General features: G+C 65.4%; 21 protein-coding genes. 15 read left to right on the forward strand and 6 right to left on the reverse strand.

The genetic code is table 11. The features are described from left to right. Window positions 1-94 precede the first annotated feature (94 nt). The 4 genes from LB523_RS16120 to LB523_RS16135 all read right to left on the reverse strand — a co-directional run bounded on the left by LB523_RS16120 (window position 95) and on the right by LB523_RS16135 (window position 4,584). Window positions 95-1,633 carry a DegQ family serine endoprotease gene (locus tag LB523_RS16120; protein ID WP_224604346.1) on the reverse strand — a complete coding sequence of 513 codons (1,539 nt, stop codon included), beginning with the start codon at window positions 1,631-1,633 and terminating at the stop codon, window positions 95-97. A gap of 189 nt (window positions 1,634-1,822) precedes the next feature. Continuing rightward, complete coding sequence (locus LB523_RS16125; protein ID WP_224604349.1) at window positions 1,823-2,569, reverse strand: MBL fold metallo-hydrolase; 747 nt, start codon at window positions 2,567-2,569, stop codon at window positions 1,823-1,825. Between the two features lie 14 nt (window positions 2,570-2,583). Next, window positions 2,584-3,750, reverse strand: coding sequence for a diphosphate--fructose-6-phosphate 1-phosphotransferase (locus LB523_RS16130; RefSeq protein WP_224604352.1), 1,167 nt, complete (start codon window positions 3,748-3,750; stop codon window positions 2,584-2,586). 111 nt (window positions 3,751-3,861) lie between these two features. After that, entirely contained in the window at window positions 3,862-4,584 is a 723-nt protein-coding gene (locus tag LB523_RS16135) for a L,D-transpeptidase (RefSeq protein WP_224604354.1), read from the reverse strand. A gap of 271 nt (window positions 4,585-4,855) precedes the next feature. Here LB523_RS16135 and LB523_RS16140 point away from each other — a divergent pair, with 271 nt between their 5' ends. From LB523_RS16140 to xylB, 3 genes are all read left to right on the forward strand, one after another. Beyond that, window positions 4,856-5,479 (forward strand): LysE family translocator, encoded by a 624-nt coding sequence (locus tag LB523_RS16140; RefSeq protein ID WP_224604356.1) that lies wholly within the window; start codon window positions 4,856-4,858, stop codon window positions 5,477-5,479. 4 nt (window positions 5,480-5,483) lie between these two features. Beyond that, window positions 5,484-6,803, forward strand: coding sequence for a tetratricopeptide repeat protein (locus LB523_RS16145; protein ID WP_224604358.1), 1,320 nt, complete (start codon window positions 5,484-5,486; stop codon window positions 6,801-6,803). A gap of 82 nt (window positions 6,804-6,885) precedes the next feature. After that, on the forward strand, window positions 6,886-8,340 hold the full coding sequence (gene xylB / locus LB523_RS16150; RefSeq protein WP_224604360.1) for a xylulokinase: 1,455 nt from the start codon (window positions 6,886-6,888) through the stop codon (window positions 8,338-8,340). Between the two features lie 197 nt (window positions 8,341-8,537). Here xylB and LB523_RS16155 read toward each other — a convergent pair whose 3' ends face one another. Beyond that, the gene (locus LB523_RS16155) at window positions 8,538-8,900 is read right to left on the reverse strand and encodes a nuclear transport factor 2 family protein (RefSeq protein WP_224604363.1); all 363 of its coding nucleotides are present in this window, start codon (window positions 8,898-8,900) and stop codon (window positions 8,538-8,540) included. A 111-nt stretch (window positions 8,901-9,011) separates the two neighbouring features. On the opposite strand from LB523_RS16155, the gene xylA reads away from it, so the two are divergent. From xylA to LB523_RS16170, 3 genes are all read left to right on the forward strand, one after another. Beyond that, the gene (gene xylA, locus LB523_RS16160) at window positions 9,012-10,337 is read left to right on the forward strand and encodes a xylose isomerase (RefSeq protein ID WP_224531741.1); all 1,326 of its coding nucleotides are present in this window, start codon (window positions 9,012-9,014) and stop codon (window positions 10,335-10,337) included. A gap of 171 nt (window positions 10,338-10,508) precedes the next feature. Continuing rightward, window positions 10,509-10,712 carry a hypothetical protein gene (locus tag LB523_RS16165; RefSeq protein ID WP_224531740.1) on the forward strand — a complete coding sequence of 68 codons (204 nt, stop codon included), beginning with the start codon at window positions 10,509-10,511 and terminating at the stop codon, window positions 10,710-10,712. Window positions 10,713-10,772: 60 nt separating this feature from the next. After that, window positions 10,773-11,534, forward strand: a complete 762-nt coding sequence (locus LB523_RS16170) for a TIGR01458 family HAD-type hydrolase (RefSeq protein ID WP_318011965.1) — start codon at window positions 10,773-10,775, stop codon at window positions 11,532-11,534. On the opposite strand, the gene LB523_RS16175 is transcribed toward LB523_RS16170, so the two are convergent. Beyond that, window positions 11,515-12,495 carry a GlxA family transcriptional regulator gene (locus tag LB523_RS16175; protein ID WP_224604367.1) on the reverse strand — a complete coding sequence of 327 codons (981 nt, stop codon included), beginning with the start codon at window positions 12,493-12,495 and terminating at the stop codon, window positions 11,515-11,517. The two genes, LB523_RS16170 and LB523_RS16175, sit on opposite strands and share 20 nt — an antisense overlap. Window positions 12,496-12,626: 131 nt before the next feature. Between LB523_RS16175 and LB523_RS16180 the strand changes: the two genes are divergently transcribed. The 9 genes from LB523_RS16180 to LB523_RS16220 all read left to right on the forward strand — a co-directional run bounded on the left by LB523_RS16180 (window position 12,627) and on the right by LB523_RS16220 (window position 26,621). Beyond that, window positions 12,627-13,550: a 3-keto-5-aminohexanoate cleavage protein gene (locus LB523_RS16180; RefSeq protein WP_224604370.1), complete on the forward strand. Its 924-nt coding sequence runs from the start codon at window positions 12,627-12,629 to the stop codon at window positions 13,548-13,550. 70 nt (window positions 13,551-13,620) lie between these two features. Further along, on the forward strand, window positions 13,621-14,244 hold the full coding sequence (locus LB523_RS16185) for an HD domain-containing protein (protein WP_224604373.1): 624 nt from the start codon (window positions 13,621-13,623) through the stop codon (window positions 14,242-14,244). Window positions 14,245-14,249: 5 nt separating this feature from the next. After that, a complete protein-coding gene (locus LB523_RS16190) occupies window positions 14,250-15,371 on the forward strand; it encodes a carnitine 3-dehydrogenase (protein WP_224604377.1) in 1,122 nt (373 codons plus the stop codon). A 4-nt stretch (window positions 15,372-15,375) separates the two neighbouring features. Then, window positions 15,376-16,539: an acyl-CoA dehydrogenase family protein gene (locus LB523_RS16195; protein WP_224604380.1), complete on the forward strand. Its 1,164-nt coding sequence runs from the start codon at window positions 15,376-15,378 to the stop codon at window positions 16,537-16,539. Between the two features lie 64 nt (window positions 16,540-16,603). After that, entirely contained in the window at window positions 16,604-18,682 is a 2,079-nt protein-coding gene (locus tag LB523_RS16200) for an acetate--CoA ligase family protein (protein WP_224604383.1), read from the forward strand. After that, on the forward strand, window positions 18,675-19,457 hold the full coding sequence (locus tag LB523_RS16205) for a carnitinyl-CoA dehydratase (protein ID WP_095768159.1): 783 nt from the start codon (window positions 18,675-18,677) through the stop codon (window positions 19,455-19,457). The genes LB523_RS16200 and LB523_RS16205 overlap by 8 nt, the downstream gene beginning before the upstream one ends. Window positions 19,458-19,504: 47 nt before the next feature. Continuing rightward, a complete protein-coding gene (locus tag LB523_RS16210; protein ID WP_224604607.1) occupies window positions 19,505-20,437 on the forward strand; it encodes an alpha/beta hydrolase in 933 nt (310 codons plus the stop codon). 365 nt (window positions 20,438-20,802) lie between these two features. Continuing rightward, window positions 20,803-22,764: a hypothetical protein gene (locus LB523_RS16215; RefSeq protein WP_224604385.1), complete on the forward strand. Its 1,962-nt coding sequence runs from the start codon at window positions 20,803-20,805 to the stop codon at window positions 22,762-22,764. Between the two features lie 11 nt (window positions 22,765-22,775). Further along, window positions 22,776-26,621 carry a DUF11 domain-containing protein gene (locus LB523_RS16220; protein ID WP_224604388.1) on the forward strand — a complete coding sequence of 1,282 codons (3,846 nt, stop codon included), beginning with the start codon at window positions 22,776-22,778 and terminating at the stop codon, window positions 26,619-26,621. The last annotated feature ends 187 nt before the right edge of the window (window positions 26,622-26,808 follow it).

A 26,808-nucleotide genomic window follows, 5' to 3' on the forward strand; every position in this document is an offset into this window, starting at 1 on the left:
GCGGAACGATGCGGGCAGTGTTCTCGAATATGCCTCTAGGGGCAACAAGAATCTTGGCGACCCGCCTTGCAACAGGCAGGTCGCCACGACGTCGTCAGCCGGCCGCGAAAGGCACTGCGACGAAGATCTGCTGGTCGCCGCGATCGACAAGCAGCAGCACCGACTTCTTGCCCGACTTGGCTGCCTCGGCGATCGCCTGGTTCGCCTGTCTGGCGTTCTTTACGGGCGTCTGGTCGACGCCGATGATCACGTCTCCCGGCTGGAGGCCCGCCGCCGAAGCCGCCTTGTCCGGATTGACACGCTCAATCACGGCGCCGTGCTGGTTGTCGGCAAGGTTGAGCTCCTGCCGGATATCGGGAGTGATATCGGTCAGCCCGAGGCCGAGCGACGGCACGCCCTGGCCCGCTGACGGCTTGCCGCCTTCGCCATTCGAGGCGGCCTGCACCTCGTCGGTGTTGCGGCCGACGTCTGCGGAGACCTGAACCGCCTTGCCCTTACGCCAGATGTCGACGGTTTCCTTGTTGCCGGGCGGGACATCTGCGACGGCGCGCGACAGGTCCTTCGGATCCTTGATCTCCTGGCCGCCAAAGCCGGTGATCACATCCCCGACTTCAATGCCCGCCTTGGCCGCCGGCGAGCCCGGCGTGACCGACGAAACCAAGGCTCCGGCAGGATGGTCGAGGCCGATGGCGCCGGCAACATCCGGAGTGACCGGCTGGATCTGCACACCGAGATAGCCGTATTCGATGTCGCCGCCCTTCATCAGCTTGGCCACGACTTTCTGGGCCTGATCCGACGGGATGGCGAAGCCGACGCCGACGCTGCCGCCATTGGGCGAGTAGATGGCGGTGTTGATGCCAATCACATTGCCATGGATGTCGACCAGCGGACCGCCCGAATTGCCGTGATTGATCGGCGCGTCGATCTGAATGAAATCGTCGAACGGCCCGCTATGGAGATCGCGGCCGCGCGCCGACACGATGCCGGCGGTAACCGTGGTGCCGATGCCGAATGGGTTGCCGATCGCCAGCACCTGGTCGCCGGTCATCAGCTTGCTGGAATCGCCCCACTTGACGGTCGGCAACGGCTTGTCTGCCTTGATCTTGAGCACAGCCAGGTCATGCTTCGCATCGTGGCCGACAAGCTTGGCCGGAAGCTCGGTGCCGTCGTCGAGCGTCACCTTGATCGAGCTGGCGCCGTCGATGACATGGTTGTTGGTTACGATTGTGCCATCCGCGCTGACGATGAAGCCGGAGCCGAGCGCCTCGCTACGTGGTGCCCGCTGAGGGGGCGTCTTGGGCATCGGCATGCCCTGGTCGCCGAAGAATTGCCGGAAATAGTCGTCGAAAGGCGAGTTGCCGTCGAAGGGCGAACCCTCGCTCATGGCGTCCGGCTGGCCCTTCATCATTGTCGTGACTGTTACGACTGCCGGCTTTGTGGTGGCAACGATGGGAGCGAAGGAGCCGTTAGGCGCGGTAACGCCGGCGGCGGGAGTTTGCGTGCTGGCGACGGCGTTGCTCAATCCGGCGTTGTTCGTGCTCTCGGCAAAGGAACCAATAACGGGAGAAATGATCAGCGCAGCGCCCAACAGGGCCGCGACGCGATGTCTGCGAAGAATGTTCATGGGTGACATGGTCGTTTCTGTCCGGGCGAGAGGTTGATCGGGCACCCCGGATGTGTCTCGAAGCACGCATCCGTTGGCGTGTCGGCGACCGGGATTGCCTGCCTCGCCTTGCATGGCAGCCGGCCGGATCGACAATCAGGATTTAGGGTGCGGAATGGCCTGAATCAGGGCCTTTGGATGACCTTACGAAGATTTAATTCAGAGAGCGCTTACGAACCGCTCTCTCCGATGCAGATAAGCGGAGGCGATCTCACGCATTCGCTGGCCGGTAAAACTCGGGCCATGGCCGCCATGGCCGATGCGGATCGGCAGGTCGAGCAGGCGCCGCATGGTGCGGCAATAGGCCGTGCGGTCCGAATCCGGCAGATCGTCGATCAGCATGCCGTCATAGATGGCATCGCCGGCGAGGAAGAGGCCATCGGCCTCGTCGAAAAGCGCGATCGAATCCGGCGAGTGTCCAGGCAGATACAGCACACGGAATTTGCGGTCGCCGAGATCGACGATGTCGCCTTCGTCGAGCGCACGCGTCAGCGGTGCCGAGGGAATCCGGTAATCGGCCGCCTTCCAGTCCGGCGCCGGCAGTTTCGAGACGGCGCCGTCGAGATTGTGGAACATGTACGCGTAGGTGACGGCATCATTCATGGCGTCGAACCGCGGCGCGCTCATCTTCGGGCCCAGGCGCAGCGGGAATTCATGCAGCGAGCCGACATGGTCGAGATGGATGTGCGTGGCGACGACGATGAGCGGCTTGCCGGGCGGCGTGTCGATCTCAGGCGCCAGCGGACGGATGCCCATGCCGGTATCGACCAGCAGATCGGCGTCGCGGCCCTTCAAATGCCACATGTTGGCGCGCACGAAATCATGCACGAAGGGTTCGGTCAGCATCGTCGTGCCGGCATCGACTTTCGCCTTGCCGAACCAGTCGCCGACCGCAAGCTCGGGCATCGGGCCGCCGCCCATCAGACGAAGGGCTTGCCGACCTTGTATTTTTCCGGCACCAGCCGCTTCAGATAGGCCATGCCGGCTTCCGACAGCTGGTTGGCGTCCGGTTTCATGAAATCGTCGGGCATGTGGCGCGTCTTGCCGGCCACCGCCTTCAGCGGCACCTTCTTCAGCACCGTTTTCGAGCCGTCATACTGGATCGCGACCGAGCCGCCGCCTTCGCCGGCGACGGCAACCGCGAAGGCGCCGGCATCGAAGGCTTCCTTGGCATCGACAGCGCTGATCGCGCCGACATAACCGCGCGGCATATAGCCCAGCGCGTCGACCCGCGCGCGCTTGCCGGGCAGGCCCTCGGCCAGGGCCCGTTCGAGCGCCGCCGGCAGGTCGCTGCCCGACAGTTTGACATTGCCATGCTGGTCGCGCTCGAGCTTTTCCGGCGGCACCAGGCTTTCGACGAGAGCCTTGCCGTCGGCGGTGCTGACGCCTTCCGAGACGGCGACGATGCAGCGCTTGTGGTGGTCCAGCTTTTCGCGCACCTCATCGATGAAGCGCTTCGCCGAGAACGCGCGCTCCGGCACATAGATCAGATGCGGGCCGCTGTCGGGATCGAGCTGCCAGGCGGCCGCGGCGGCGGTAAGGAAGCCGGCGTGCCGGCCCATGACGATGCCGACATAGATGCCGGGCAGCGCGCGGAAATCGAGGTCGACGGAGAGGAAGGCGCCGGCGACGAATTCGGCCGCCGAGATGAAGCCCGGCGTGTGGTCGTTCTCCTCGAGGTCGTTGTCGATGGTCTTCGGCGCATGCACGAAGGCGATCGAGCCGCCGGCGGCATCGGTCAGGATCTGCTGCGTGCCCGACGTGTCGTTGCCGCCAATATAGATGAAGGCGTCGGCGCCGGCCTTTTTCAGGCCGTTGAGGATGACCTCGCAATAGGCGGCGTCCGGCTTATCGCGGGTCGAGCCGAGGGCGGCGCTCGGCGTGCCGGCAATCAGCCGCAACCTGTCCTCGGGGATGGCGGAGAGATCGACATAATTGCCGTCGCGGATGCCGCGCACGCCATGGAGCGAGCCCAGCACCTTGGCGCCTGGATGACGCTTGCGGATTTCCAGCGTGGCGCCGACGACCGTCTGGTTGATGACGGCGGTCGGGCCGCCGCCCTGCGCGATGACGAAGGTTCCAGCCATGTTTTCTCTCCCGAGGCGAAGGTTTTCACGGCACCTTCGCCTGTCTTGCGGCATCGCGCAACGGAAGAAACGGGATCTCGAAATGGCGGCCAGACAGGTCGCCTGGAAAGATCAGACCACGACGACCGGGTTCTTCTTGGAAACGCGGCTGTAGAGGTCGATGATGTCCTGGTTGATCAGGCGCACGCAGCCCGACGACATCGCCTGGCCGATGCTCCACCATTCGGGCGAGCCGTGGATGCGGTAGCCGGTGTCCTTGCCGTTCTGGTAGATGTAGAGCGCCCGGGCGCCCAGCGGATTGGTGAGGCCGCCGGGCTGGCCGCCTTGCCATTTCACCAGTTCGGGCTTGCGCTGGATCATTTCCGGCGGCGGCGTCCACACCGGCCATTCGCGGCCGTACTGGATGTTGGCGCGGCCCGACCAGCGGAAGCCGTCCTTGCCGATGCCGACGCCGTAGCGGATGGCGTCGCCGCCCGGCTGGACGAGATAGAGCATGCGCTCCTGCAAGTGGACGACGATGGTGCCGGGCGCCTCGCCGGTCTTGTCGACGACGATCTGGCGGCGGAACTGCGGCTTGACCTTCTGCCACGGCACCTCCGGCACCTGGAAGCCGCCGTCGGTGAGCGAGGCATACATGACGTCCGGGCCGGTGATGTTCTTGTCGACGCTGATCGCCGGACGCATGGGAGGCACGGAACCGGTGACGGTGTTGTCGAGCTGCATTTGCGGCAGGTCGAGCGTGTCGGTGGTGCTGCAGCCGGCCAGGCCGAGCAGCGCCATGGCGCCCGCGCCGGAAAGCACGGCGCGGCGGGAAAGCTGAATTTCGGTATCCATTGCGGCGCCGTTGGAAGGCGGCGTCAGACGTTGCGGCAACTCGCGCATGCACAAACCCTACGCTGCCGGCGGGGGTCCGGCCGGATCGCAGGCATTTTCGCCATTCATCGTTGAAAAAGGGTGAAAGAGCCCGTGCCGGGCTTAACCCTAACGGATCGTTATGGCGGTAGATGAGCCGCCGGTCCGGGCGCTGAAGATTTTTCCGACAGCCCCTTTACATTCTCCCCGGCCCCAGGATTTATCCTTTTCTTTGCGCTCAAGGAGCAGGGAAATGTCCTTCGAAAACTGGGCTGCCTTCGCCGCCGCCTCTTCCATCCTTCTTGTCATTCCTGGCCCGACGATCCTCCTGGTCGTCTCCTACGCGCTGGGCCAGGGCTGGCGCACCGCGTTGCCGATGGCGGGCGGCGTCGCGCTGGGCGACTTCACCGCCATGACGCTGTCGATGCTGGGCATCGGCGCGCTGCTCGCGGCTTCGGCAACGGTGTTCACCATGCTCAAGGTGATCGGCGCCGGCTATCTGATTTATCTCGGCATAAAACTGTTCCGCGCCGGCGGCGCGCTGAAGGCGGAACCCCGCACCGACGCGGTCTCGGCAGTAAGGATGATGGCGCATGCCTGGCTGGTGACGGCGCTCAACCCGAAGAGCATCACCTTCTTCGTCGCCTTCCTGCCGCAGTTCCTCGACCGGCATGCCGATTTCTGGACGCAGATGCTGATCTTCGAGACGACCTTCCTGACCTTGGCCTTCGCCAACGCCTTCGGCTACGCGCTGGTCGCATCCAGGGCCCGGGCGATCGTGCGCAACCCGAAGGCGATCCGCATCTTCAACCGCACCGGCGGCACGCTGCTGGTCGGCGCCGGCATCGCCACGGTGGCGATGCGGTCGGCCAACTGACGCTATGAAGGACGCATTCGGTCTTACCTATTCCGGTGTGACCGAAGCCGGGTTTTCGTCCTACGCCCGCGCCGTGCATGAATTGCAATGCTTCATCGGCGACCCGGTCGGCTCCATCGACCGCGCCATCGCCGATGATCCGGCCTTCGTCATGGCGCATGTTTTCAAGGGCTATCTGTTCGGCCTCGCCACCGAGCGGGACGCAATGGCCGTCGCGCGATCATGCCACATGGCGGCGCTGCCGCTCGCCGGCACCACGCGCGAACGGGCGCATGTTGCGGCGCTTGGGCATCTCGCCAATGGCCGCTGGCATGAAGCCGCGCGCATCCTCGAAGACATCGCGATCGACACTCCGCGCGATGCGCTGGCGCTGCAGGTCGGGCATCAGATCGATTTCTTCACCGGCAATGCGCGCATGCTGCGCGACCGCATCGGCAGGGCGCTGCCGGCCTGGCAGAAAGGCATGCCGGGCTGCCACGCCATTCTCGGCATGCAGGCCTTCGGGCTGGAGGAGATGGGCGATTATGGCCGCGCCGAATCCTTCGGCCGGCAGGCTGTGGAGATCGAACCGCGCGACGGCTGGGCGCAGCATGCGGTCGCGCATGTCATGGAAATGCAAAGCCGGCAACGAGACGGCATCGCCTGGATGCGCGCCAATCCAGATGCATGGACCAAGGAGAGTTTTCTCCAGATCCACAATTGGTGGCATCTGGCGCTGTTCCATTACGATCTCGGCGAAACCGACGAGGTGCTCAAGCTCTATGACGGGCCGATCTATGGCGACCGCTCGACATTGGCGCTCAACATGGTCGATGCCTCGGCGATCCTGTGGCGCCTCGCACTGGGCGGCGTCGATGTCGGCGACCGCTGGGCGGCGCTTGCCGGCAACTGGATGCCAAAAGCCGCCGCCGGCAATTATGCCTTCAACGACGCGCATGCGATGATGGCCTTTGTCGGCGCAGGCCTGGAGGCGCCGGCCAAGACGCTGCTCGAGGCGCAACGCGAAGCGATGCGCGGCGAGGATGACAACGCCGTCTTCACGCGCGATGTCGGCCATCCGCTGACGCTTGCGATCAAGGCTTTCGGCGAAGGCAAATATGACGAGGCCGCGCGCCTGATCCGGCCGATCCGCTCGATCGCGCATCGTTTCGGCGGCAGCCATGCGCAGCGCGACGTGATCGACCTGACGCTGATCGAGGCCGCGTTGCGCGCCGGCGATACGGCGCTCGCGCGGGCGCTGACGGCCGAACGGCAGCTCGCCAGGTCCGACAGCCCGCTGTCGGCGCTGTTCTCGCGTCGCGCCGCCGATTTGTCAGAGAATTGACCCGGAGCGGATCTTGTCCTAAAAACTGGCCAAGCCAGATTTTTTCGGGATCCGAAAAAATTAACGGCAATGGGAGGAAATCATGTATCTCGGCCTCGACCTGGGCACTTCGGGCGTCAAGGCGCTGCTGATCGACGACAGCCAGAAGGTCATCGGCTCCGGCCATGGCTCGCTCGACGTTTCGCGGCCGCATCCGGGTTGGTCGGAGCAGGATCCAGCGCATTGGATCGAAGCCTGCGAGACGGCGATTGCCGAGCTCAAGGCTTCGCACCTGAAGGAGCTTGCCGCGGTCAAAGGCATCGGCCTTTCCGGCCAGATGCATGGCGCCACCCTGCTCGATGCCTCGGACAAGGTGCTGCGCCCCTGCATCCTGTGGAACGACACGCGCAGCCATGTCGAGGCGGCGGCGCTCGATGCCGATCCGCGCTTCCGCAAGCTCACCGGCAACATCGTCTTCCCGGGCTTCACCGCGCCGAAGCTTGCCTGGGTGAAGAACAACGAGCCGGCAATCTTCGCCAAGGTGGCCAAGGTGCTGCTGCCAAAGGATTACCTGCGGCTCTGGCTGACCGGCGAGCATGTTTCGGAAATGTCGGATTCGGCCGGCACCTCGTGGCTCGATGTCGGCAAGCGCCGCTGGGCACCCGAATTGCTGGCGGCGACATCGCTCGACGAAAAGCACATGCCCTCGCTGGTCGAAGGCACTGCCAAGGCCGGCGCCTTGCGGAACGAGCTCGCTTCGAAATGGGGGATCGCGACGGGCGTCACGATTGCCGGCGGCGCCGGCGACAACGCGGCCTCGGCCTGCGGCATGGGCACGGTCGGCGCCGGGCATGCCTTCGTGTCGCTCGGCACGTCGGGCGTGCTGTTTGCGGCGAACGCCTCCTATCTGCCCAATCCGGAAAGCGCGGTCCACACATTCTGCCATGCGCTGCCCGACACCTGGCACCAGATGGGCGTGATCCTTTCGGCCACCGATTCGCTCAACTGGCTGTCGGAGATCACGGCAAAGAGCGCCGGCGACCTGACCGGCGAACTCGGCGATACGCTAAAGGCACCGACGGGCGTTACCTTCCTGCCCTATCTCTCGGGCGAGCGCACGCCGCACAATGATTCCGCCATCCGCGGCTCGTTCATCGGGCTGGCGCATCAATCGAGCCGGGCCGTGCTGACGCAGGCGGTGCTCGAGGGCGTCGCCTTCGCCTTCCGCGACAGTCTCGAGGCGCTGAAGACGGCCGGCACCACGCTGAGCCGGGTGACCGCGATCGGCGGCGGCTCGCGCTCGCGCTATTGGCTGAAGGCGATCGCCACCGCGCTGCAGGTTCCGGTCGATATTCCGACCGACGGCGATTTCGGCGCGGCGTTTGGTGCGGCGCGGCTCGGCCTGATCGCCGCGACCGGCGCCGATCCGCTTGCCGTCTGCACTGCGCCGGCCACGGATGCGACGATCGAGCCGGATGCTGGGCTGGGTGGCGCTTTTGCTGATGCTTATCAGAGATATCGGGCGCTGTATCCGGCGATAAGAGCGATAACTGCGTGACTATGCGCGAGGCCCCCCCCTCTGGCCTGCCGGCCATCTCCCCCGCAAGGGGGGAGATTGACTGTCACGCGGACCTTCGCCAATCGCCAGCATTGAAAAAAGCGCGGCAGCGCCGGAGCTGCCAATCTCCCCCCTTGCGGGGGAGATGCCCGGCAGGGCAGAGGGGGGTGCATCGCACCGCCCCTCCGCAATTAGCCTCACTGCGCCGGCACCTTGTCCAAAAACCCGGTGACGCTCTTCAGGCGGCCGTTCTCGATGACGCCGATGTCGGTGCCTTCGATGACGGATTCCGTGCCTTCCGGCCCAAGATTCCACGAGAAGCGGATCTTGTCCGCGAAACCGTCCGGCTCACCCTTCAGGGAGAAGCGGAAGCCGACGAAGCGCTGTTGCACGCCGTCGATCAGCGCGGCGATGCCGTCATGGCCATCGCCTTGCATGACCGGGTCGCGATAGCTGACATCCTTGGTGAACGCCGCGTCGAGCAGCCCCTTGCGGCGGGCCGCATCGCTCTCATTCCAGGCGGCGATGTAGTTACGGGCGATCGTGTTGAGGTCGGTCATTGTCATGTTCCTTCGTTGGATCGTTTCGACATGACGCTTTTCGCCCGGCAAAAGAGTGAAACCAATTACGCCTGAGGTAATCGGGAAACCATCTCGGAGAGGAAGGAAACCATGAGCAGCGGATTTTTCGGCGACATCAAGACAATCAAATATGAAGGGCCGGATTCGACCAATCCGCTGGCCTACCGCTACTACAACCCCGATGAGGTGGTGGCCGGCAAGAGGCTGGAAGACCATCTGCGCTTCGCCGTCGCCTATTGGCATTCCTTCGCATGGCCGGGCGGCGACCCGTTCGGCGGCCAGACCTTCGACCGGCCCTGGTTTGCCAAGCCGGGCGGCGTCGACACGATGGAACTGGCCAAGCTCAAGGCCGACGTCGCCTTCGAGATGTTCTCGCTGCTTGGCGCGCCCTATTTCTGCTTCCACGACGCAGACGTGCGCCCGGAAGGCAAGGATTTTTCGGAGAGTGCCGCGCGCCTCGACGAGATCACCGACTATTTCGCCGACAAGATGAAACAGACCGGCGTCAAGCTGCTCTGGGGCACGGCGAACCTTTTCTCGCACCGGCGCTTCATGTCGGGCGCGGCCACTAATCCCGATCCGGATGTGTTCGCCTATGCGGCGGCGACGGTGAAGAAATGTATCGACGTTACCAAGAAGCTCAAGGGCGAGAACTATGTGCTGTGGGGCGGCCGCGAGGGCTATGAGACCTTGCTCAACACCGACCTTGCCCGCGAGCAGGAGCAGGCCGGCCGCTTCCTCAACCTCGTCGTCGACTACAAGCACAAGATCGGCTTCACGGGCACGATCCTGATCGAGCCGAAGCCGCAGGAGCCGACGAAGCACCAGTACGACTACGACGTCGCCACCGTCTACGGCTTCCTCAAGCGCTTCGGGCTGGAGAAGGAAGTAAAGCTCAACATCGAGCAGGGCCACGCGATCCTGGCCGGCCATTCCTTCGAGCACGAGCTGGCTTTGGCGAATGCGCTTGGAATCTTCGGTTCGATCGACATGAACCGCAACGACTACCAGTCGGGCTGGGACACCGACCAGTTCCCCAACAACGTGCCGGAAATGGCGCTTGCCTATTACCAGGTGCTGCAAGGCGGCGGCTTCAAGACCGGCGGCACCAATTTCGACGCCAAGCTCAGGCGCCAGTCGCTCGACCCGGACGACCTCCTGATCGGCCATATCGGCGGCATGGATGCCTGCGCACGCGGCCTCAAGGCGGCGGCCAAGATGATCGAGGACAAGGCGCTGTCCGGCCCGCTCGCCGAGCGCTATGCCGGCTGGAACACCGCCGAAGGCAAGGCGATGCTTTCGGGCGAGCGCACGCTGGAGGAGATCGCCGAGCGCGTCTTGAAGGAGAAGATCGAGCCGCAGCCGCGCTCCGGCCGGCAGGAACTGCTGGAGAACATCGTCAACCGCTACGTCTGATCGCTCAGGCGGAATGCCCGAGCGTATAGCATTCGCGCGGGGCAGAACTTCACGACAAGGTTTTGCCCCGAGCCGCCCCTCAATCGCCCCGCTCTTGCCTTCAAACAGCCGTCACGGAACTCGTATAAACGTGGCTCCTGTGGCGGGTGAAGAAGAAGGAGGCGAACCGATATGCAGCACGAACGCGAGATCGACGCCCTGCTTTCGTCCGGTGAAACCGGATCGATCATCGACCGGCTGATGGCCTTGCCCCATTCGAAAGAGGGCGGTCGCAAGACAAATGAATGGGACCGCGCGGTCGCCGCGCGGTTGGAAACGGCGCTGGCCAAGAGCATGCGCACGCGCATCGTCGGCGAGGGCCGCGACGCCGCCTGACAATTCCCGTGATTTGACGAAAAGAGGTGGCTTCTCCATCCTGCACCGATGATACGCGCGGTGCTGCTTGACCTTGTGGGTGTCGTCTATGATGGCGATACCCCGATCGCAGGAGCTGTGACCGCGGTCGGGCGTTTGCGCAAGGCCGGCCTGCCGCTCCGCTTTGTCAGCAACACGACACGCTCGCCGCGCAGCAAGATCGTCGCGCAACTTGCCGCCATGGGCATCGAAGTTGCGGATGAAGAATTGCTGACGCCGGCGCGCGCTGCGATCGAATGGTTGCGCAGGCATGGCCGCGAGCCGCATCTGCTCATCCATCCCGATCTCGAAGCAGAGTTTTCGGGCCTGGAGGGAGGAAGCGGCAAGGCGGTTGTCGTGGGCGATGCCGGCGAGGCGTTCGGCTACGCCAGTCTCAACCGTGCTTTCCGCGCGTTATCCGCCGGCGCCGATTTTGTGGCTTTGGCCACCAACCGCACCTTCAAGGATGCGGACGGCCAGCTCAGCCTCGACGCCGGCGCCTTCGTTGCGGCCCTCGAATTCGCCAGTGGCCGAAGCCCCGTCGTGCTCGGCAAGCCGTCGGCGGATTTCTTCCATTCGGCGCTTGCCGATTTGAACTGCCCGGCCGCCGATGCGGTCATGGTCGGCGACGACGCGGAGAGCGATGTCGCCGGCGCGCTCAGCGCCGGGCTCGGCGCGGCGCTGCTCGTGCGAACCGGCAAGTACCGACCCAAGGACGAGACGCGATACGATCCGGCTCCGACGGCAGTGGTCGATGACCTCGCCGCCGCAACAGACTGGATTCTCAACCGCGCCGCAGCCTGACCGGCGCCTCGCCGAAAGCTCTTGAAAATGCCCTGGAAAATGCTGCGGCGGAGGAAAAGCCCGTACGCCCGGCAATGTCGGCCATGGCGATGCGCGTATCGACCACGAGCCGCCGGGCGGCGCTGAGGCGCAGCCTCAGATAATAGGCGCCGGGCGTCTCGCCGATCGACTTGCGAAAAATGCTTTCCAGCGTTCTTGCCGTGACGCCGGCGCGTTTTGCCACGGCGTCAATGGTGAGCGGCTGGTCGACATGCGCTTCCATCAGCCGGATTGCCTGCGCAAGCCGCGGATCGTAGCCGTCGAGCCGGCCGAGCGAGACCAGCGGCTGCGCGTCGGTCGCGGCGCGCGCCTGGTCGTAGATGAAGACGCTCGCCACATCGAGCGCGGCGGCCATGCCGAGCCGGGTGCGAATGAGATGCAGCATCAGGTCGAAGGTCGGCGAGGCGCCGCCGGAGGTGAAGACCGGCCCGTCGATGACATAGCGGTCCGGCCGCACGTCCACGCCCGGAAAGGCGGTCGAGAAATCCTCCATGTCTTCCCAATGCGTGGTGGCGCTGCGGCCCTCGAGCAGGCCGGCGCGCGCCACCAGCCAGGTGCCGGCCTCGACGCCGCCGCAGGCGCGGGCAGCGCGCGCTGCCCTGCGCAGGCCCGCGAGCAATGCCGACGTGGCGTAGTTCTGCGTGCCGAAGCCGGCGACGACAACCAGCATGTCGGTGGCCTCGGCCGCGTCGAAACGGCCGCTGACGGCCACGGGGAGGCCGCATGTCGTCACCGGCGCCTCGCCGGTGACCGAGACCAGCTTGAAATCGAACAGCGTCTCGCCTGAGATGCGGTTTGCTGCGCGCAGCGGGTCGACCGCCGAAGCCACGCACATGATCGAGGACCCCGAGAACACGAGGAGCGTAACCTTGAGCCTCTCGCGCTCGGACCGAAAGATGGTCGGCTTTTCGCTTTTGATCATGAGAGCTTCGTAAAACGCAAAACAGTTTCCAGCAAGTCGGGCATTCTTGCTGAATTGCCGTGCATGCCGTGCCGCTATCGGCTCCCGCTTCTGGGTGGCATGCATGGCCGATCGAATCTGGGAGGATCAAAATGCCGCTTGCGATGAACCGCGAGGTCTTCATTACCTGTGCCGTGACCGGCTCCGGTGGCACGCAGGACCGCAGCCCGCATGTGCCGCGCTCGCCCAAGCAGATCGCCGATTCGGCGATCGAGGCCGCCAAGGCGGGTGCGGCGATCGTCCACTGCCATGTGCGCGACCCCGAGACCGGCAAGCCCAGGCGCGACGTGCATCTCTACCGCGAGGTGACCGAGCGCATCCGCGAGGCGAACGTGGACGTGGTGCTGAACCTCACCGCCGGCATGGGTGGCGACATGGTGTTCGGCTCGCCGGAAGCGCCTTTGCCGCTCAACGAGAAGGGCACCGACATGGGAGGCGCCACCAACCGCATGGAGCATGTGCGCCAGTGCCTGCCGGAGATCTGCACGCTGGATTGTGGCACGATGAATTTCGCCGAGGCCGACTATGTGATGACCAACACGCCGGGCATGCTGCGCGCCATGGGCGGCATGATGACGGCGCTGGGCGTGAAGCCCGAGATCGAGGCCTTCGATACCGGACATCTGTGGTTCGCCAAGCAACTGGTCGAGGAAAAGGTGCTCGACCCGGATGCGCTGGTGCAGCTCTGCATGGGCGTGCCATGGGGTGCGCCGGACGACCTCAACACTTTCATGGCCATGGTCAACAACGTGCCCTCGACCTGGAACTGGTCGGCCTTCTCGATCGGCCGCAACCAGATGGCCTATGCGGCGGCGGCCGTGCTTGCCGGCGGCAATGTCCGCGTCGGCCTGGAGGACAATCTGTGGCTCGACAAGGGCGTGCTGGCGACAAACGCGCAGCTCGTCGAACGCGCGGCCAGCATCGTCACCAATCTCGGCGCGCGCGTGCTCGGGCCCGAGGAAGTCCGCAAGAAGCTCAACTTGACCAAGCGGCCGCCGATCGCTGCCACGGCTTAAGCATGATCCCGAAAAGTGGGTACCGGTTTTCGGACAAGATCATGCTCAAACAAGACACCGGGAGTTGAGCATGGCTACCGTCAAATTCACCGCGATGAAGGACGGCGACAAGGAAGACTACGAATTCCTGACCGCCCATGAGATCGACTACGCCGCCAAGACCGGCGACCGGCTGCTCGACGCGATCGTACAGCTGGATGAGGGTCTTTCCGGCTACAAGATCACCCGGCTCGGCCATTCGCTGCAGGCGGCGACGCGCGCCTGGCGCGACGGCGCCGATACGGACTGGATCGTCTGCGCGCTGCTGCACGACATCGGCGACATCTACGCGCCCTACAATCATGACGAATATGCGGCTGCGATCCTGAAACCCTTCGTGCGCGAGCAATGCACCTGGGTGGTGGAGAAGCACGGCGATTTCCAGCGCCTCTATTACGCGCATCACCTGGGCGGCAACCGGCATGCCCGGGACCGCTTCGCCGGCCACCTCTATTTCGATGACTGCGACCAGTTCTGCGAGCGCTGGGACCAGTCGAGCTTCGATCCCGACTACGAGACGCTGCCGGTCGAGTTCTTCCGGCCCTTCGTGCTCGAGGTCTTCGCCCGCAAGGCTTACGATCCGGCGGTGATCCGCGCCGGCGAGCGCGTGGCCCTCACAGATCCCGAAACAGCCAAGACGAGAACCGGAGCCTGACAAGCATGAGCATCATCAACAAGGCGGCCGCCATCGGCGGCGGTGTCATCGGCGCCGGCTGGGTGGCGCGGCTGCTCCTGAACGGCATCGACGTGTCGATCTTCGATCCCGATCCGGAAGCGTCGCGCAAGGTGGGCGAAGTGATGAAGGGCGCGCGCCGCGCCTACAAGCAGATGCTGCCCGGCGGCCTGCCCAAGGAAGGCAAGCTCACCTTCGCCAAGACCATCGCCGAGGCGGTTGCCGACGCCGACTTCATCCAGGAAAGCGTGCCGGAGCGGCTCGACCTCAAGCACAAGGTGCTGGCCGAGATCGACCAGCATGCGCCCGCCAACGCCATTGTCGGCTCCTCGACCTCCGGCATCAAGCCGACCGACATGCAGGTGGCGATGAAGAAGCATCCGGAGCGGCTGGTCGTCGGCCATCCGTTCAACCCGGTTTATCTCTTGCCGCTGGTCGAGATCGTCGGTGGCGAGCAGACCTTCCCCGAGGCGATCGAGGTGGCCAAGGAGCTCTACGCCTCGATCGGCATGAAGCCGGTGGTGGTGCGCAAGGAGATCGAGGCCTTCGTCGGCGACCGCCTGCTCGAGGCCGCATGGCGCGAGGCGCTTTGGCTGGTCAAGGACGGCATCTGCACCGTCGAGGAACTCGACGACATCATGCGCTATTCCTTCGGCCTGCGCTGGGCGCAGATGGGCATGTTCCAGGTCTACCGGGTCGCCGGCGGCGAGGCCGGCATGCGCCACTTCATGGCGCAGTTCGGACCCTGCCTGAAATGGCCGTGGACCAAGCTGATGGACGTGCCGGAGTTCAACGACGAGCTGGTCGACCTTATCGCCACGCAGTCGGACGAGCAGGCGCATGGTCTGTCGATCCGCGAACTGGAGAGGATCCGCGACGACAATCTGGTCGCGATCATGGAAGCGCTGTCGAAGCAGAACAAGGGCAAGGGCTGGGGTGCCGGCGCGCTGCATAAGGACTATACCAGGCAGCTCGCCAAGCTGGCGGCGAAGAAGACTCCAGCCAAAACTGCCGAAAAACCCAAGCCGGTGAAGAAGGCAGCCAAGCCGGCAAAGGCTGAGAAGTCCGCCAGGGCCGACAAGACGAAGAAGAGCAAGAAGAAGGGCTGAGGCGATGCATTTCGGTCTTTCGGAAGAACAGAAGCTCATCGTCGAAACGACGCGCGCCTTCGTCGAGAACGAGCTCTACCCGCATGAGCGTGAGGTGGAGCGCACCGGCGTGCTGCGCCGCGAGCTGATCGACGAATTGAAGGCCAAGGCGATCGAAGCGGGCCTCTACGCCGCCAACATGCCGGCCGATGTCGGTGGCGCCGGCCTCGATACGGTAAGCTGGCTGCTCTACGAGAAGGAGCTTGGCCGTGCCAATTACGCGCTGCACTGGACCTGCGTGGCGCGTCCGTCCAACATCCTGCTTGCCGGCACGCCGGAGCAGCGCGAGAAATACCTCTTTCCCTGCATCCGCGGCGAGAAGTCGGACTGCCTGGCGATGACGGAGCCCGGCGCCGGCTCCGACCTGCGCGGCATGAAGGCGACCGCGGTACAGGACGGCTCGGACTGGGTGCTCAACGGCACCAAGCATTTTATCTCGCATGCCGACATCGCCGATTTCGCGATTTGTTTCATGGCTTCGGGCGAAGAGGATTCGCCACGCGGCAAGCGTAAGAAGATTACCGCCTTTTTCGTCGACAAGGGCACCAAAGGCTTCACGGTGCGCGACGGCTATCGCAATGTCTCGCATCGCGGCTACACCAATTCGATCCTCGAATTTGACGATTGCCGGCTGCCGGCTTCCCAGGTGCTCGGCGAAGTGCACAAGGGCTTCGACGTCGCGAATTCGTGGCTTGGCGCCACGCGTCTCCAGGTCGGCGCCACCTGCCTCGGCCGCGCCGAGCGCGCGCTGTCGCATGCCATCGAATATGCCGCGCAGCGCCAGCAGTTCGGCCAGCAGATCGGCAAGTTCCAGGGCGTTTCGTTCAAGCTCGCCGACATGGCTACGGAGCTCAAGGCTGCGGACCTGATGGTCTTCGAAGCCGGCTGGAAGTACGATCAGGGCACCGTCACCGACCAGGACATGGCGATGGCCAAGCTGAAGGCCACCGAGATGCTGGCCTTCGTCGCCGACGAGGCCATCCAGATCCATGGCGGCATGGGGCTGATGGACGACCTGCCGCTGGAGCGCATCTGGCGCGATGCCCGCGTCGAGCGCATCTGGGAAGGCACGTCGGAGATTCAGCGACATATTATTTCGCGGGCGCTGCTGCGTCCGTTCGGAGCTTAGAGCATGATGCGCCAAGGCTCGGATCCGGCCTTGGACAAGATCGCGCTCAAACGAAAAGATGGCCATGCATAAACTCGAACGTCTCTTGCGCCCAAAATCGATCGCCGTGTTTGGCGGGGCGCAGGCCGCCGCCGTCGTGGCGCAGTCGATCAAGATGGGCTTTGCCGGCGAGATTTGGCCGGTGCATCCGACCAAGGACGAGGTCGCCGGCCGCAAGGCCTATCGCTCCGTCGCCGACCTGCCCGGAGCACCGGACGCCGCATTCGTCGGCGTCAACCGGCATCTGACCATCGAGGTGATCAAGGCGCTGGCCGAACGCGGCGCTGGCGGCGCCGTCTGCTTCGCCGCCGGCTTCCTCGAGACCGAGGCCTATGACGAGGACGGCGAGCGGCTGCAGGCCGAGCTCGTCGCCGCCGCAGGCCAGATGCCGATCATCGGGCCGAACTGCTACGGCCTGATCAACTATGCCGACGGCGCGTTGCTTTGGCCCGACCAGCACGGCGGCATCCGGTTGGCCGAAGGCGGCAAGGGCGTCGCTATCATCACCCAGTCGTCCAACATCGCCATCAACATGACGATGCAGAAGCGCGGCCTGCCGATCGCCTTCCTGATGACCGCCGGCAACCAAGCGCAGACCGGCCTTTCGGAAATGGCTCTCGGCCTGATCGAGGACGAGCGCGTCACCTCGCTTGGCCTGCATATCGAGGCCTTCGACTCGGTCGCCGGCTTCGAGAAGCTGGCGGCACGGGCGCGCGAGCTGAAGAAGCCGATCATCGCCATGAAGGTCGGCCGCTCGGAGCAGGCAAGGCAGGCGACGGTGTCGCACACCGCCTCGCTGGCCGGCTCGGACGCCGCCTCCGGCGCCTTCCTGAAGCGTCTCGGCATCGCGCGCGTCGATTCCATTCCGGCCTTCATCGAGGCGCTGAAGCTGCTGCACATCACCGGACCATTGCCCGGCTACAGGCTCTCGTCGATGAGCTGCTCCGGCGGCGAGGCGTCCGTCATGGCCGACAGCGCCGAAGGTCGCTGGGTGCATTTTCCGGCCCTGACGGCCGAACACCGCGCGCATGTGAAATCGACGCTCGGGCCGCTGGTCGCGGTCGCCAACCCGCTCGACTACCACACCTTCATCTGGAACAACGAGCCGGCGATGACCGCCACCTTCACGGCCATGGTGTCGGGCGGCTTCGACTTGAACATGCTGGTGCTCGACTTCCCGCGCCCGGACCGCTGCTCGGACGTGGACTGGTGGGCGACGCTGCGCGCCTTCGAGGCCGCATTGAAGACCAACAAGGCGCAAGGCGCGATCGTCTCTTCGTTGCCGGAAAACCTGCCGGAGGAGTACACCGCCGGCCTGATGGCGCGCGGCATGGTGCCGTTGTTCGGCATTTCGGAGGCCATGGAGGCCGCCCAGGCCGCCGCCTTCATCGGCTGGGCCTGGCGCGAGCCGCAGGCGCAGCCGGTCGACACCACGGCGGCAGGCGCATCCGAAGCCAAACGCGTGACGCCGGACGAGGCCGAGGCCAAGGAAAGGCTGATCAACGCCGGCCTGCCGGTGCCGAAGGGCGAGCGCGCCTCCAATGCGGTCGAGGCGGTGATTTCCTCGATGAGCTTGGGTTTCCCGGTGGCTCTGAAGGCTCTCGGCGTCACGCACAAGTCGGAAGTCGGCGCCGTCAGGCTGAACCTGAAGGACGCCGAATCCGTCAGCGCCGCCGCGCATGACCTTTTGCCGCTCGGCACGGGACTCTATGCCGAGCGCATGGTGCGCGACGGCGTCGCCGAGCTGATCGTCGGCTTCACCCGCGATCCGATGTTCGGCGTGGTGATGACGCTCGGCACCGGCGGCGTGCTGGTCGAGCTGTTGCGCGACAGCGTGACCCTGATGCTGCCGGCGACGCGCGACGACATCGAGGCGGCATTGCGTGGGCTCAAGCTCTATCCGCTGCTCGAAGGCTATCGCGGCCGGCCGAAGGCCGACGTCAACGCCGCCATCGACGCCATCGCCGGCATTGCCGACTTCGTGCAGAAGAACGAAGGCGAGATCGAGGAACTCGATATCAACCCGCTGATCGTCTGCGCCGAAGGCAAGGGCGCCTGGATCGCGGACGCCCTGCTCGTGCTTGGAGAGAAGAAGAATGGCTGAAATCATCACCACCCGCCGCGAAGGCGCGATCCTCGAGGTCACGCTCGACCGGCCGAAGGCAAACGCCATCGACCTCAAGACGTCGCGGCTGATGGGCGAGACCTTTAAGGCGTTCCGCGACGATCCGGAACTGCGTGTCGCCATCGTCAAGACGGCCGGCGACAAGTTCTTCAGCGCCGGATGGGACCTCAAGGCGGCGGCCGCAGGCGACGCGGTCGACGGCGACTACGGCGTCGGCGGCTTTGCCGGGCTGCAGGAGCTGCGCGACCTCAACAAGCCGGTGATCGCCTGCGTCAACGGAATGGCGGTGGGCGGCGGCTTCGAGCTGGCGCTGTCCTGCGACCTCATCTACGCCTCGGACCATTCCTCCTTCGCACTGCCCGAGATCCGCGCCGGCACGCTGGCCGACGCTGCGACCATCAAGCTGCCGAAGCGCATCCCCTACCATATCGCCATGGACCTTCTGTTCACCGGCCGCTGGATGGATGTCGCCGAGGCGCATCGCTGGGGCCTGGTCAACGAGGTGCTGCCCAAGGACAAGCTCGAGGAGCGCGTCTGGGAGATCGCAAGGTTGCTCGCCAGCGGCCCGCCGCTGGTCTTCGCCGCGATCAAGGAGACGGCGCGGGTGGCCGAGGCGCTGACCTTCCAGGACGCCATGAACAAGGTGACGCGCCGGCAGCTGCCGACGGTCGACAAGCTCTACGGTTCGGAAGACAATATGGAAGGGTTCCGGGCTTTCGCGGAGAAGCGCGAGCCGGTTTGGAAGGGCAAGTGATTCTGCGGAGATGACGGAGCGAGGCCTTGGCTACCTGTTCCGCACCCATGACCGACTACAAAACCCTCATCGACGCCGAAACCTGGGCCTTCATCGAGAAGACCAACTCTTACTATCCGCCGAACACGATCGACTACACGATCGAAGAGCAGCGCGCGATCTATGACCGGATGTGCCGGGAGTTCTTTGCCGGCTATCCGCAGGGCGTGACCGCCTTGACGACAGGCATCGCCGACGGCATCCCGATCCGCATCTATCGCAACGCGGAGCCGAACGACGCTGCGATGGTGCTCTACCTTCATGGCGGCGGCTTTATCCTGGGCGGGCTGGAGAGCCATGACGATGTCTGCGCCGAGCTTTGCGCCCGCACCGGTTACGAGGTGGTCTCGGTCGATTATCGGCTGGCGCCGGAGCATCTGCATCCGGCCGCCTTCGACGACGCCATGGACGCGTTCGAATGGGCCGCCAAGACCTATGACTGCCCTGTCGTGCTTTGCGGCGACAGCGCCGGCGGCAATCTCTGCGCGGCGGTAGCGCATGCGACGCGCGGCCATGAAAAGAAGCCGGCCGGCCAGATGCTGATCTATCCCGGGCTCGGCGGCGACCATTCGCGCGGCTCCTACGTCACCCATGCCGAGGCTCCGATGCTGACCGCGCGCGATCTCGACTTCTACAAGCATATCCGCACCGGCGGCGTCGACCAGACCGGCGACATCACGCTCTATCCGCTGGCCGACGCCGATTTCGCCTATTTGCCGCCGACGGTGCTGATCACCGCCGAGTGCGACCCGCTGTCATCCGACGGCGAGGCTTATCGCGACCGCGTCATCGCGGCCGGCGGGCGCGCCGCCTGGTTCGAGGAGCCGGGCCTGGTGCATGGCTACCTCAGAGGCCGCCACATGATCGGCCGGGCACGGACGAGCTTCACCCGCATCGTCGAGGCGGTATCGGCGCTCGGCCAGGGCGACTGGATCTGGTAACGCCCCTGGCGACCGCAAACACTTTCCACCCCGCTATCCTCCCATGAACCTTTCCATGCCGGCCAGCGACTGACGGCCAGGCGCCGCAATGGCGCGGCCCGGAAAGGAAAGCCGCCATGACCAGAAACCCAGAGACTTCGCGGTCTCCGGGAACAACGGGAATCCAGCGCGATCACCCCCTTCGGGAAGGGGTCGACGCGCTGGGCTTCCGGCTGATTCCGTTGACCCTGCCCAGCAGCCGGCGTATCGTCGCCAAGAGGAAAACAGACAATTCGAACGGGGAAGAACGTGCCGCAACGCCGCGCCTTGCCCTGGTTGGCGCGGTAGAGGCGGACGTTCCTTCCAGCGGCTTCGGGGGGAGTTCAATGTCTGGCGTTCGCGGCTCGTTCCTGCGTTCCCGTGGCCGCCGTTTGCGCCACGCAATCGCAACAAGCGGCGGAATTCTGGCTTTGGCGCTGTCCGCCGGCTTGTGGCTCGGCGCGGCGAAGGCGCAGGAAACCCAGATCATCTATCCCGGTTCGATGGCGGTCACCGGCTTTCCGGGCACCACCATTCCCGATTTCGATCAGGGTCTGCCCCCCGGCGTCGACCCGGTCGACGAGACCTTCATCGATACGTCTCGCGCATCCTTGCGCATTTTCGACGTCTCGCACCTCGGCGGGCCCGCTTCCGGCCAACTCGTCAACACGCGGCCGCCCTTCGAGGTGACGGCCGGGCAGATCGGCGAGGTGTTCGGCCTCGCCTATGACGATGGCGTGCGCGACGGCGTGCCCTCAGGCGTTCCCAACCTCTACGCGGCTGCGACCTCGCTGCATGGCATCGAGATCGTCACGCCGGACGCCGACCATGACGGAAGACCGGAACGGCAGCGCCGCGGCACCGCGGGCGCTACCTTCATGGACGGCCAGTTCGGCACCGAGAATGGCGGCGGTCCAGGCACGATCTGGAAGATCGACGGCATCACGGGCGCCGTCTCCAAATTCGCCGACATCGACACCAACAGCGGGCCGGGCATCGGCAATCTCGCCTTCGATGCTACCCATCGCCAGTTCTTCGCTTCGGATCTCGATACCGGGCTCATTCACCGCATCGATATCGAGGGCAATCTGATCGACAGCTTCGACCATGGCGTCGCCGGGCGCCCCGCGCATGGATTAGCCCCGGTCGCCGACGACACCGCCGTGATGGACATCCAGGCTGCCGCTTTCGATAGCGAAGACCCCGCGACCTGGGGCTACACGCAGGATGCGCGCCGGGTCTGGGCCGTCGCCTATCATGGCGGCCGGCTCTACTATTCCGTCGGCGAGAAGGCCGAAATCTGGTCGGTCGGCATCGCGAGCGACGGAGGCTTTGCCGGCGGTCCGCGCTGGGAACTGACGGTCAAGGCGGACCAGGACTATGCCGTCACCGACATCGCCTTCGACAATAAGGGCTTCATGTATCTCGCCCAGCGCGGCCCGGTCGAGAACCGCTACGATTACAGCCGCTTCGCCGATTCCGGCAAAGGCGAACTGATCCGATACTGGCGCGAGGATCAGGACGATCCGGCGACGGAATCGGCCTGGGTCGAGGTGCCGCAGGAATATGCCGTCGGCTTCCCGCCAGGCAACCGCCAGTCGGCCGGCGGCGTCGACCTGCAATATCGCTATGACGCCGAAGGCAATCTCGACTCCTCCGTTTGCGCCGACACCGTCGTCAACACCGGCGACAAGCTGCGCGACAATCCGAAGCTTGCCGAGCGCCTCGCCGCCGGCGGGCCGCTTGCCGTGCATGGCGTCCAGCTGACGCCAAGCGCGCTGGTCAAGCCGGCGAACGTTCCGCCCTTCGGCTCATGGTTCGTCGACTTCGACGGCTATTTCGAAGACCCGGACGTCCAGGGCCATGTCGGCGACGTAAGGGTCTGGCGCCCCTGTGAGGGCCGCGCCGGCTACTATGAGGAAATCCCCGGCGGCGGCTACCTGCCTCCGTTCTATCCGCCGGACTTCCCGCCGCCCGGCAACCTGCCGCCCTGCGTGGATGTCGAGGACGTGCATTACTACTGCACGCCACGCGGTCTGCGGGCCGAACTCTATCTCCATGACCATGCCGGCTTTGGCGGCGATTCGATCAAGGCGCAGTCCAGGACGCCCGGCGTCGGGGTATCAACCCTCATGTCGCATGTTCCGGGCAAGCCCTACACGGTCGACATCACCGGCCACGATCCTGGCGACACCGTCAATGTCGGGCTCTGCTTCTACCGCAAGTCCGACCAGGACAAGGGTGGCTACTATCCTTGCTGCAAGATGACGCTGCCGCTCAGAACGCCAGCCGTCAGCTGCGAACGTTGAGGGAGGGACAGATGACAAATCTCGCCCTTTCCCGCTCCGTCTCGAGCTGTTCGAAAACCGTCATGGAGACGATCATGAAACCCCTGTCATATGCCAGGCGCGGCGCGCGCTGGCTGATGGCGGCCGGTATCGCGGTCGCCATGATGCCGGCACTGCCGGCGTTTGCCCAAGACCAGGCTCCGGCCAAGACCAATCAGGCCGCCAATCCGGCCTCACGCGGCATCAATGCGGAACTCGCGCGGATCGTGCCCTTCTTCACCAAGAAAGGCGGGCAGAAAAGCTGCGATTCCGTCGAGTACGTCCTGAGCTTCGGCATCCATGGCGACCCGCAGGACTTCGACCGGCCAAGCGTGGCCGCCCTGCTCAAAGCGACAAGGCTCGATTTCAAGGACCAGCTGCCGCACGGCCTGCAGGTCGTCAACGTCGATGTCACCGGCGACGGCACCAGCGCCTCCGGCGGAGCGCTGCCCGCTGCTTCAATCGGCACGTCGGACAGCCCGAACGACACGGCCAGCGTTTCCAACTTCCGCATCAGCGCTGCCAACCTCGATGGCGCGGGTGCTGCGAACGAACGCGTCATCACCTTCCGCATCACCGCCAGGATAGACCATGCGACCTTTCCCGTGCCGACGACGGTCGACAACCAGGGTGAGATCGAGGTGGCCTTCAGGGGCGGTTCGGCAACAACGATCCACTCGCAGGATCCGGACAAGCCCGACGACGGCGATTTCCTGACCGGCGTGAAGACCTCGATCAAGATCGACCTGATCAAGTGCAACCCGCCGCCGCCACCTCCCGGCAAGGAATGTTTCAAAGTCGAGCGCGGCACGGTCGATTGCGTGCCAGGCGGCGGCGCCTTCATCTATCATATGCCGGTCGGCCCGGAGATGGGCGACAAACGGGTGCAGGTGTCGACGACGGCGCCCGGCGTCAGCATCGTTCCCGACATGCAGAAGGTGCCGATCGGCGGCGGCGTGCTGAACTGGAAGATTATCGGCGCTTCGCCCGGCGAGACCATCCACCTCGTCGTCACCGGCATCGAGACCTATGCCGGGCCGAAGGAAGGCTGGGGGCTCTGCTGCACGCAGGTGATAGACATCGTCGTCCCGCGTGACCTCAGATGCCCGCCCAAGGACAAGGAGCCGGACCTCAAGGTCGAAAAACATGCGGACGTGCCGCGTTGCACGATGGCCGGCGGCTGCGACTTCACCATCACCGTCACCAATGTCGGCGACGCGCCCTATAACGGCAAGATCGTGCTCGACGAGGTGACGCTGCCGGCAGGCTCAGTGCTGACCTCCGGGCCGAACGCGCCCTGGGTCTGCGCGCCCGGCACGACGCCGATGACCTGCACCTATCCGGCGACTACGCTCAACCCCGGCGCCTCCGTCAACCTCAAGCTCGGCTTCAAGCCGGCGGGCGGCTGGCAAGGCGGCGTGCTGCGCAACTGCGCCGCCTATGACTACCAGGCCAGCGGCAAGCCGCTGTTCGGCAGCCAGCAGAACGACCGCGGCTGCGCCTCGATCCCGATCTGCCGCCGTGGCGATCGCGATCCGCAGTGCAATCCGCCGGTCGAGAAGAAGGTCGACCTGATCCTGAAGAAGCGCGCCCGTACCCCGGTCTGCACGCCGGACGGCGCCTGCACTTTCGTGATCGACATCATCAACAACGGCACCGGCACCTATAACGGGTCGCTGACGGTGATCGACACCTACCCCGGCGGCGCGCCCACCTCGTCGACCTTCGGGCCGAGCCCGCCATGGGCCTGCGGACCGAACGGCCCCGGACAGTTCCGCTGCGACAATGCCGGCATCTCGCTGCCTCCGGGCGCCTCGACGCCGATCGTCGTCAGAGCGGTGATGCCGACGAACTACCGGCCGGACACGGTGGAGAACTGCGCCGAGGTGAAGGGCATTGCCGGCGAGGTCGACCTTGCCAACAACAAGGCCTGCGCCACCGAGCGCATCCGCCACCCGAATGGCGGCCAGCCTGGCCTGCGCATCACCAAGACCTGCGATGGCTCGCTTGCCGGTGCCGCGGTTTCCTGCCGCATCACCGTCACCAATGCCGGCACCGCGGCCCCGACCGGCCCGGTGCGGGTCAACGATGCCGCCACGCTGGTGTCGGGCGGAGCGCCTGTGCAAATCCAGAGCGTCACTCCTGACGGTGCGGACTGGGCTTGCGGACCGGTGCCTGCCAGCACGCTGTCGTGCCAGATTCCCGGCGCCGCGATGACGCCCGGAACCAGCCGGCACTTCGACGTGACGGTGAGCGGCAATGGCGCGTTCGAGAATTGCGCGCGCGGCTCCTACGGGCCGGCGCCGGGTGACGACATTGTCTACCCGATCGGCCAGGCCTGCGCGAAGGGCGGCGGCGGCTCGATCATCCGCGTCGAGAAGACCGGCGATGCCGAATGCCGGCCGGGAGAACCATGCTCGTTCGAGATCACCATCACGAACGATGGGCCTACCCCCTTCTCCGGCCCGGTCCGCATCGGCGATGCGATCGGCATCGACGGCATCGGCAGGCTGGAAGGCGTCCGGATCACCGCGATCGACCCGCCCTTCGGCTGCTCGCCGGAGCCGGCGACGCTGCCGGCGTCCTGCATCGCCAACCTGGCGCTCGGCGCCGGCGAAAGCCGCAAGCACCATGTCACCGTGACGCTTCCCGACGACAGGCGGCTTGCCGATCTCAAGGGCACGGTCAGCGGGCAGAATTGCGTCGGCGTGCTCTCGCCGAATACGCCGGTGCAAAGCGGCGGCGACGTGCTGTCGCGCACGCCGAGCGGCATGCAGGGCGATCGCGGCAAGGCCTATGCGTGCCATCCTTTCACCGTCAGCCGAGAGGTTAAGAACCAGTGCTTATATGGAATGGTGCTGAACTCGGCCGGCCGTTGTGTCTGTCCGGAAGGCACCATCTTCCGTGACGGCCAATGCTCGTCCGGCGGCGGCAAGCTTCTGCCGCTGCCTGTGCCGCAGCGTTGCGTCCTGCTGCAGGGCCAGATCCGCACCGAGGACGGACGCTGCGTCTGCCCGCGCGGCACGGAACTGGAAAACGGCAGATGCGTGCGGGGCGAAGAGCCGCAGGAGCCGCAATGCAAGCTGCGTCCCGGCCAGTACCGCGACCAGAGCGGCAATTGTGTCTGCCGCCGCGGCGAGCTGGTGAACGGCGTGTGCCAGGTCGTCCCGCCGAAATGCACGATCCGTGGCGCAGTGCTGACGACGGACGGCTGCCTCTGCCCGAAAGGCACGCATCTCGACCGTGCCGCCAAGGCTTGCGTGCCTGACAGGGAGCCGCCCGCCCAGTGCCGTATCCGCGGCCAGTCCCGCAACGCCGACGGCGATTGCGTCTGCCCGAGTGGCATGGAGGTGCGCGGCGGCGCCTGCCGGCCGATCGTGTCGAAGCAGTGCCCGGTCCGCGGCCAGCTGCGCGACGCCAACGGCAACTGCGCCTGCCCGGACGGCCTGGTGGTGTGGGGCAAGGCCTGCCAGCGACCGAGGCCGAGCCAGGAGCAGTGCGCCATCCGCGGCCAGGTCCACAACAAGCGGGGTGACTGCGTCTGCCCGCGCGGGACCGAAATCCGCAACGGCGCCTGCCGCAAGGCGTCGGTGGAATGCGCACCGGGTGCGGAGTTCATCGACGGACAGTGCCAGCCGGTTTTCACCCGGCGGCGCTGCCCGGCCGGAACGGCCGGACAGTATCCGGATTGCTACCCGATCCGCAGGCAGCCGGACATCGAGATCAACCCCGGCATCCTGCTCAACCCGAATGTGCTGCAGCAACTGGTGCCGCAGCGCCAGCCGCGCCGCATGCTGCAGGATCCGGCGGGCGCCAACATCCAGAACTTCAAGCCGTAATCGTGCGGCTGAAGATCGAGACCCGCCGGAGCGATCCGGCGGGTTTTCTCTTCCACATCGAAGAAAGCTCTACGGCAGGCGGGCCAGTGCGCCCGTCGAAAACATGCCCCCCCTTTGGCCGGATCATGGTCGAGGGCGTTTCACCGTTTCACGAAAACGGTGAACGCCCTATCTCTTTGTTTTCACG

Source organism: Mesorhizobium sp. ESP-6-4, assembly GCF_020164735.1.
In the GTDB taxonomy this organism is placed as follows: Bacteria; Pseudomonadota; Alphaproteobacteria; order Rhizobiales; family Rhizobiaceae; genus Mesorhizobium.

What these genes read in the sequence shown, in the direction of transcription:
- LB523_RS16180 (WP_224604370.1), top strand. Translation starts at nt 12,627, where the DNA reads ATGCCGCTTGCGATGAACCGCGAGGTCTTCATTACCTGTGCCGTGACC.
- LB523_RS16145 (WP_224604358.1), top strand. Translation starts at nt 5,484, where the DNA reads ATGAAGGACGCATTCGGTCTTACCTATTCCGGTGTGACCGAAGCCGGG.
- xylA (WP_224531741.1), top strand. Translation starts at nt 9,012, where the DNA reads ATGAGCAGCGGATTTTTCGGCGACATCAAGACAATCAAATATGAAGGG.
- LB523_RS16165 (WP_224531740.1), top strand. Translation starts at nt 10,509, where the DNA reads ATGCAGCACGAACGCGAGATCGACGCCCTGCTTTCGTCCGGTGAAACC.
- LB523_RS16200 (WP_224604383.1), top strand. Translation starts at nt 16,604, where the DNA reads ATGCATAAACTCGAACGTCTCTTGCGCCCAAAATCGATCGCCGTGTTT.
- LB523_RS16155 (WP_224604363.1), bottom strand. Translation starts at nt 8,900, where the DNA reads ATGACCGACCTCAACACGATCGCCCGTAACTACATCGCCGCCTGGAAT.
- LB523_RS16135 (WP_224604354.1), bottom strand. Translation starts at nt 4,584, where the DNA reads ATGGATACCGAAATTCAGCTTTCCCGCCGCGCCGTGCTTTCCGGCGCG.
- LB523_RS16195 (WP_224604380.1), top strand. Translation starts at nt 15,376, where the DNA reads ATGCATTTCGGTCTTTCGGAAGAACAGAAGCTCATCGTCGAAACGACG.
- LB523_RS16185 (WP_224604373.1), top strand. Translation starts at nt 13,621, where the DNA reads ATGGCTACCGTCAAATTCACCGCGATGAAGGACGGCGACAAGGAAGAC.
- LB523_RS16210 (WP_224604607.1), top strand. Translation starts at nt 19,505, where the DNA reads ATGACCGACTACAAAACCCTCATCGACGCCGAAACCTGGGCCTTCATC.
- LB523_RS16175 (WP_224604367.1), bottom strand. Translation starts at nt 12,495, where the DNA reads ATGATCAAAAGCGAAAAGCCGACCATCTTTCGGTCCGAGCGCGAGAGG.
- xylB (WP_224604360.1), top strand. Translation starts at nt 6,886, where the DNA reads ATGTATCTCGGCCTCGACCTGGGCACTTCGGGCGTCAAGGCGCTGCTG.
- LB523_RS16205 (WP_095768159.1), top strand. Translation starts at nt 18,675, where the DNA reads ATGGCTGAAATCATCACCACCCGCCGCGAAGGCGCGATCCTCGAGGTC.
- LB523_RS16120 (WP_224604346.1), bottom strand. Translation starts at nt 1,633, where the DNA reads ATGTCACCCATGAACATTCTTCGCAGACATCGCGTCGCGGCCCTGTTG.
- LB523_RS16140 (WP_224604356.1), top strand. Translation starts at nt 4,856, where the DNA reads ATGTCCTTCGAAAACTGGGCTGCCTTCGCCGCCGCCTCTTCCATCCTT.
- LB523_RS16125 (WP_224604349.1), bottom strand. Translation starts at nt 2,569, where the DNA reads ATGCCCGAGCTTGCGGTCGGCGACTGGTTCGGCAAGGCGAAAGTCGAT.
- LB523_RS16220 (WP_224604388.1), top strand. Translation starts at nt 22,776, where the DNA reads ATGACAAATCTCGCCCTTTCCCGCTCCGTCTCGAGCTGTTCGAAAACC.
- LB523_RS16190 (WP_224604377.1), top strand. Translation starts at nt 14,250, where the DNA reads ATGAGCATCATCAACAAGGCGGCCGCCATCGGCGGCGGTGTCATCGGC.
- LB523_RS16130 (WP_224604352.1), bottom strand. Translation starts at nt 3,750, where the DNA reads ATGGCTGGAACCTTCGTCATCGCGCAGGGCGGCGGCCCGACCGCCGTC.
- LB523_RS16215 (WP_224604385.1), top strand. Translation starts at nt 20,803, where the DNA reads ATGTCTGGCGTTCGCGGCTCGTTCCTGCGTTCCCGTGGCCGCCGTTTG.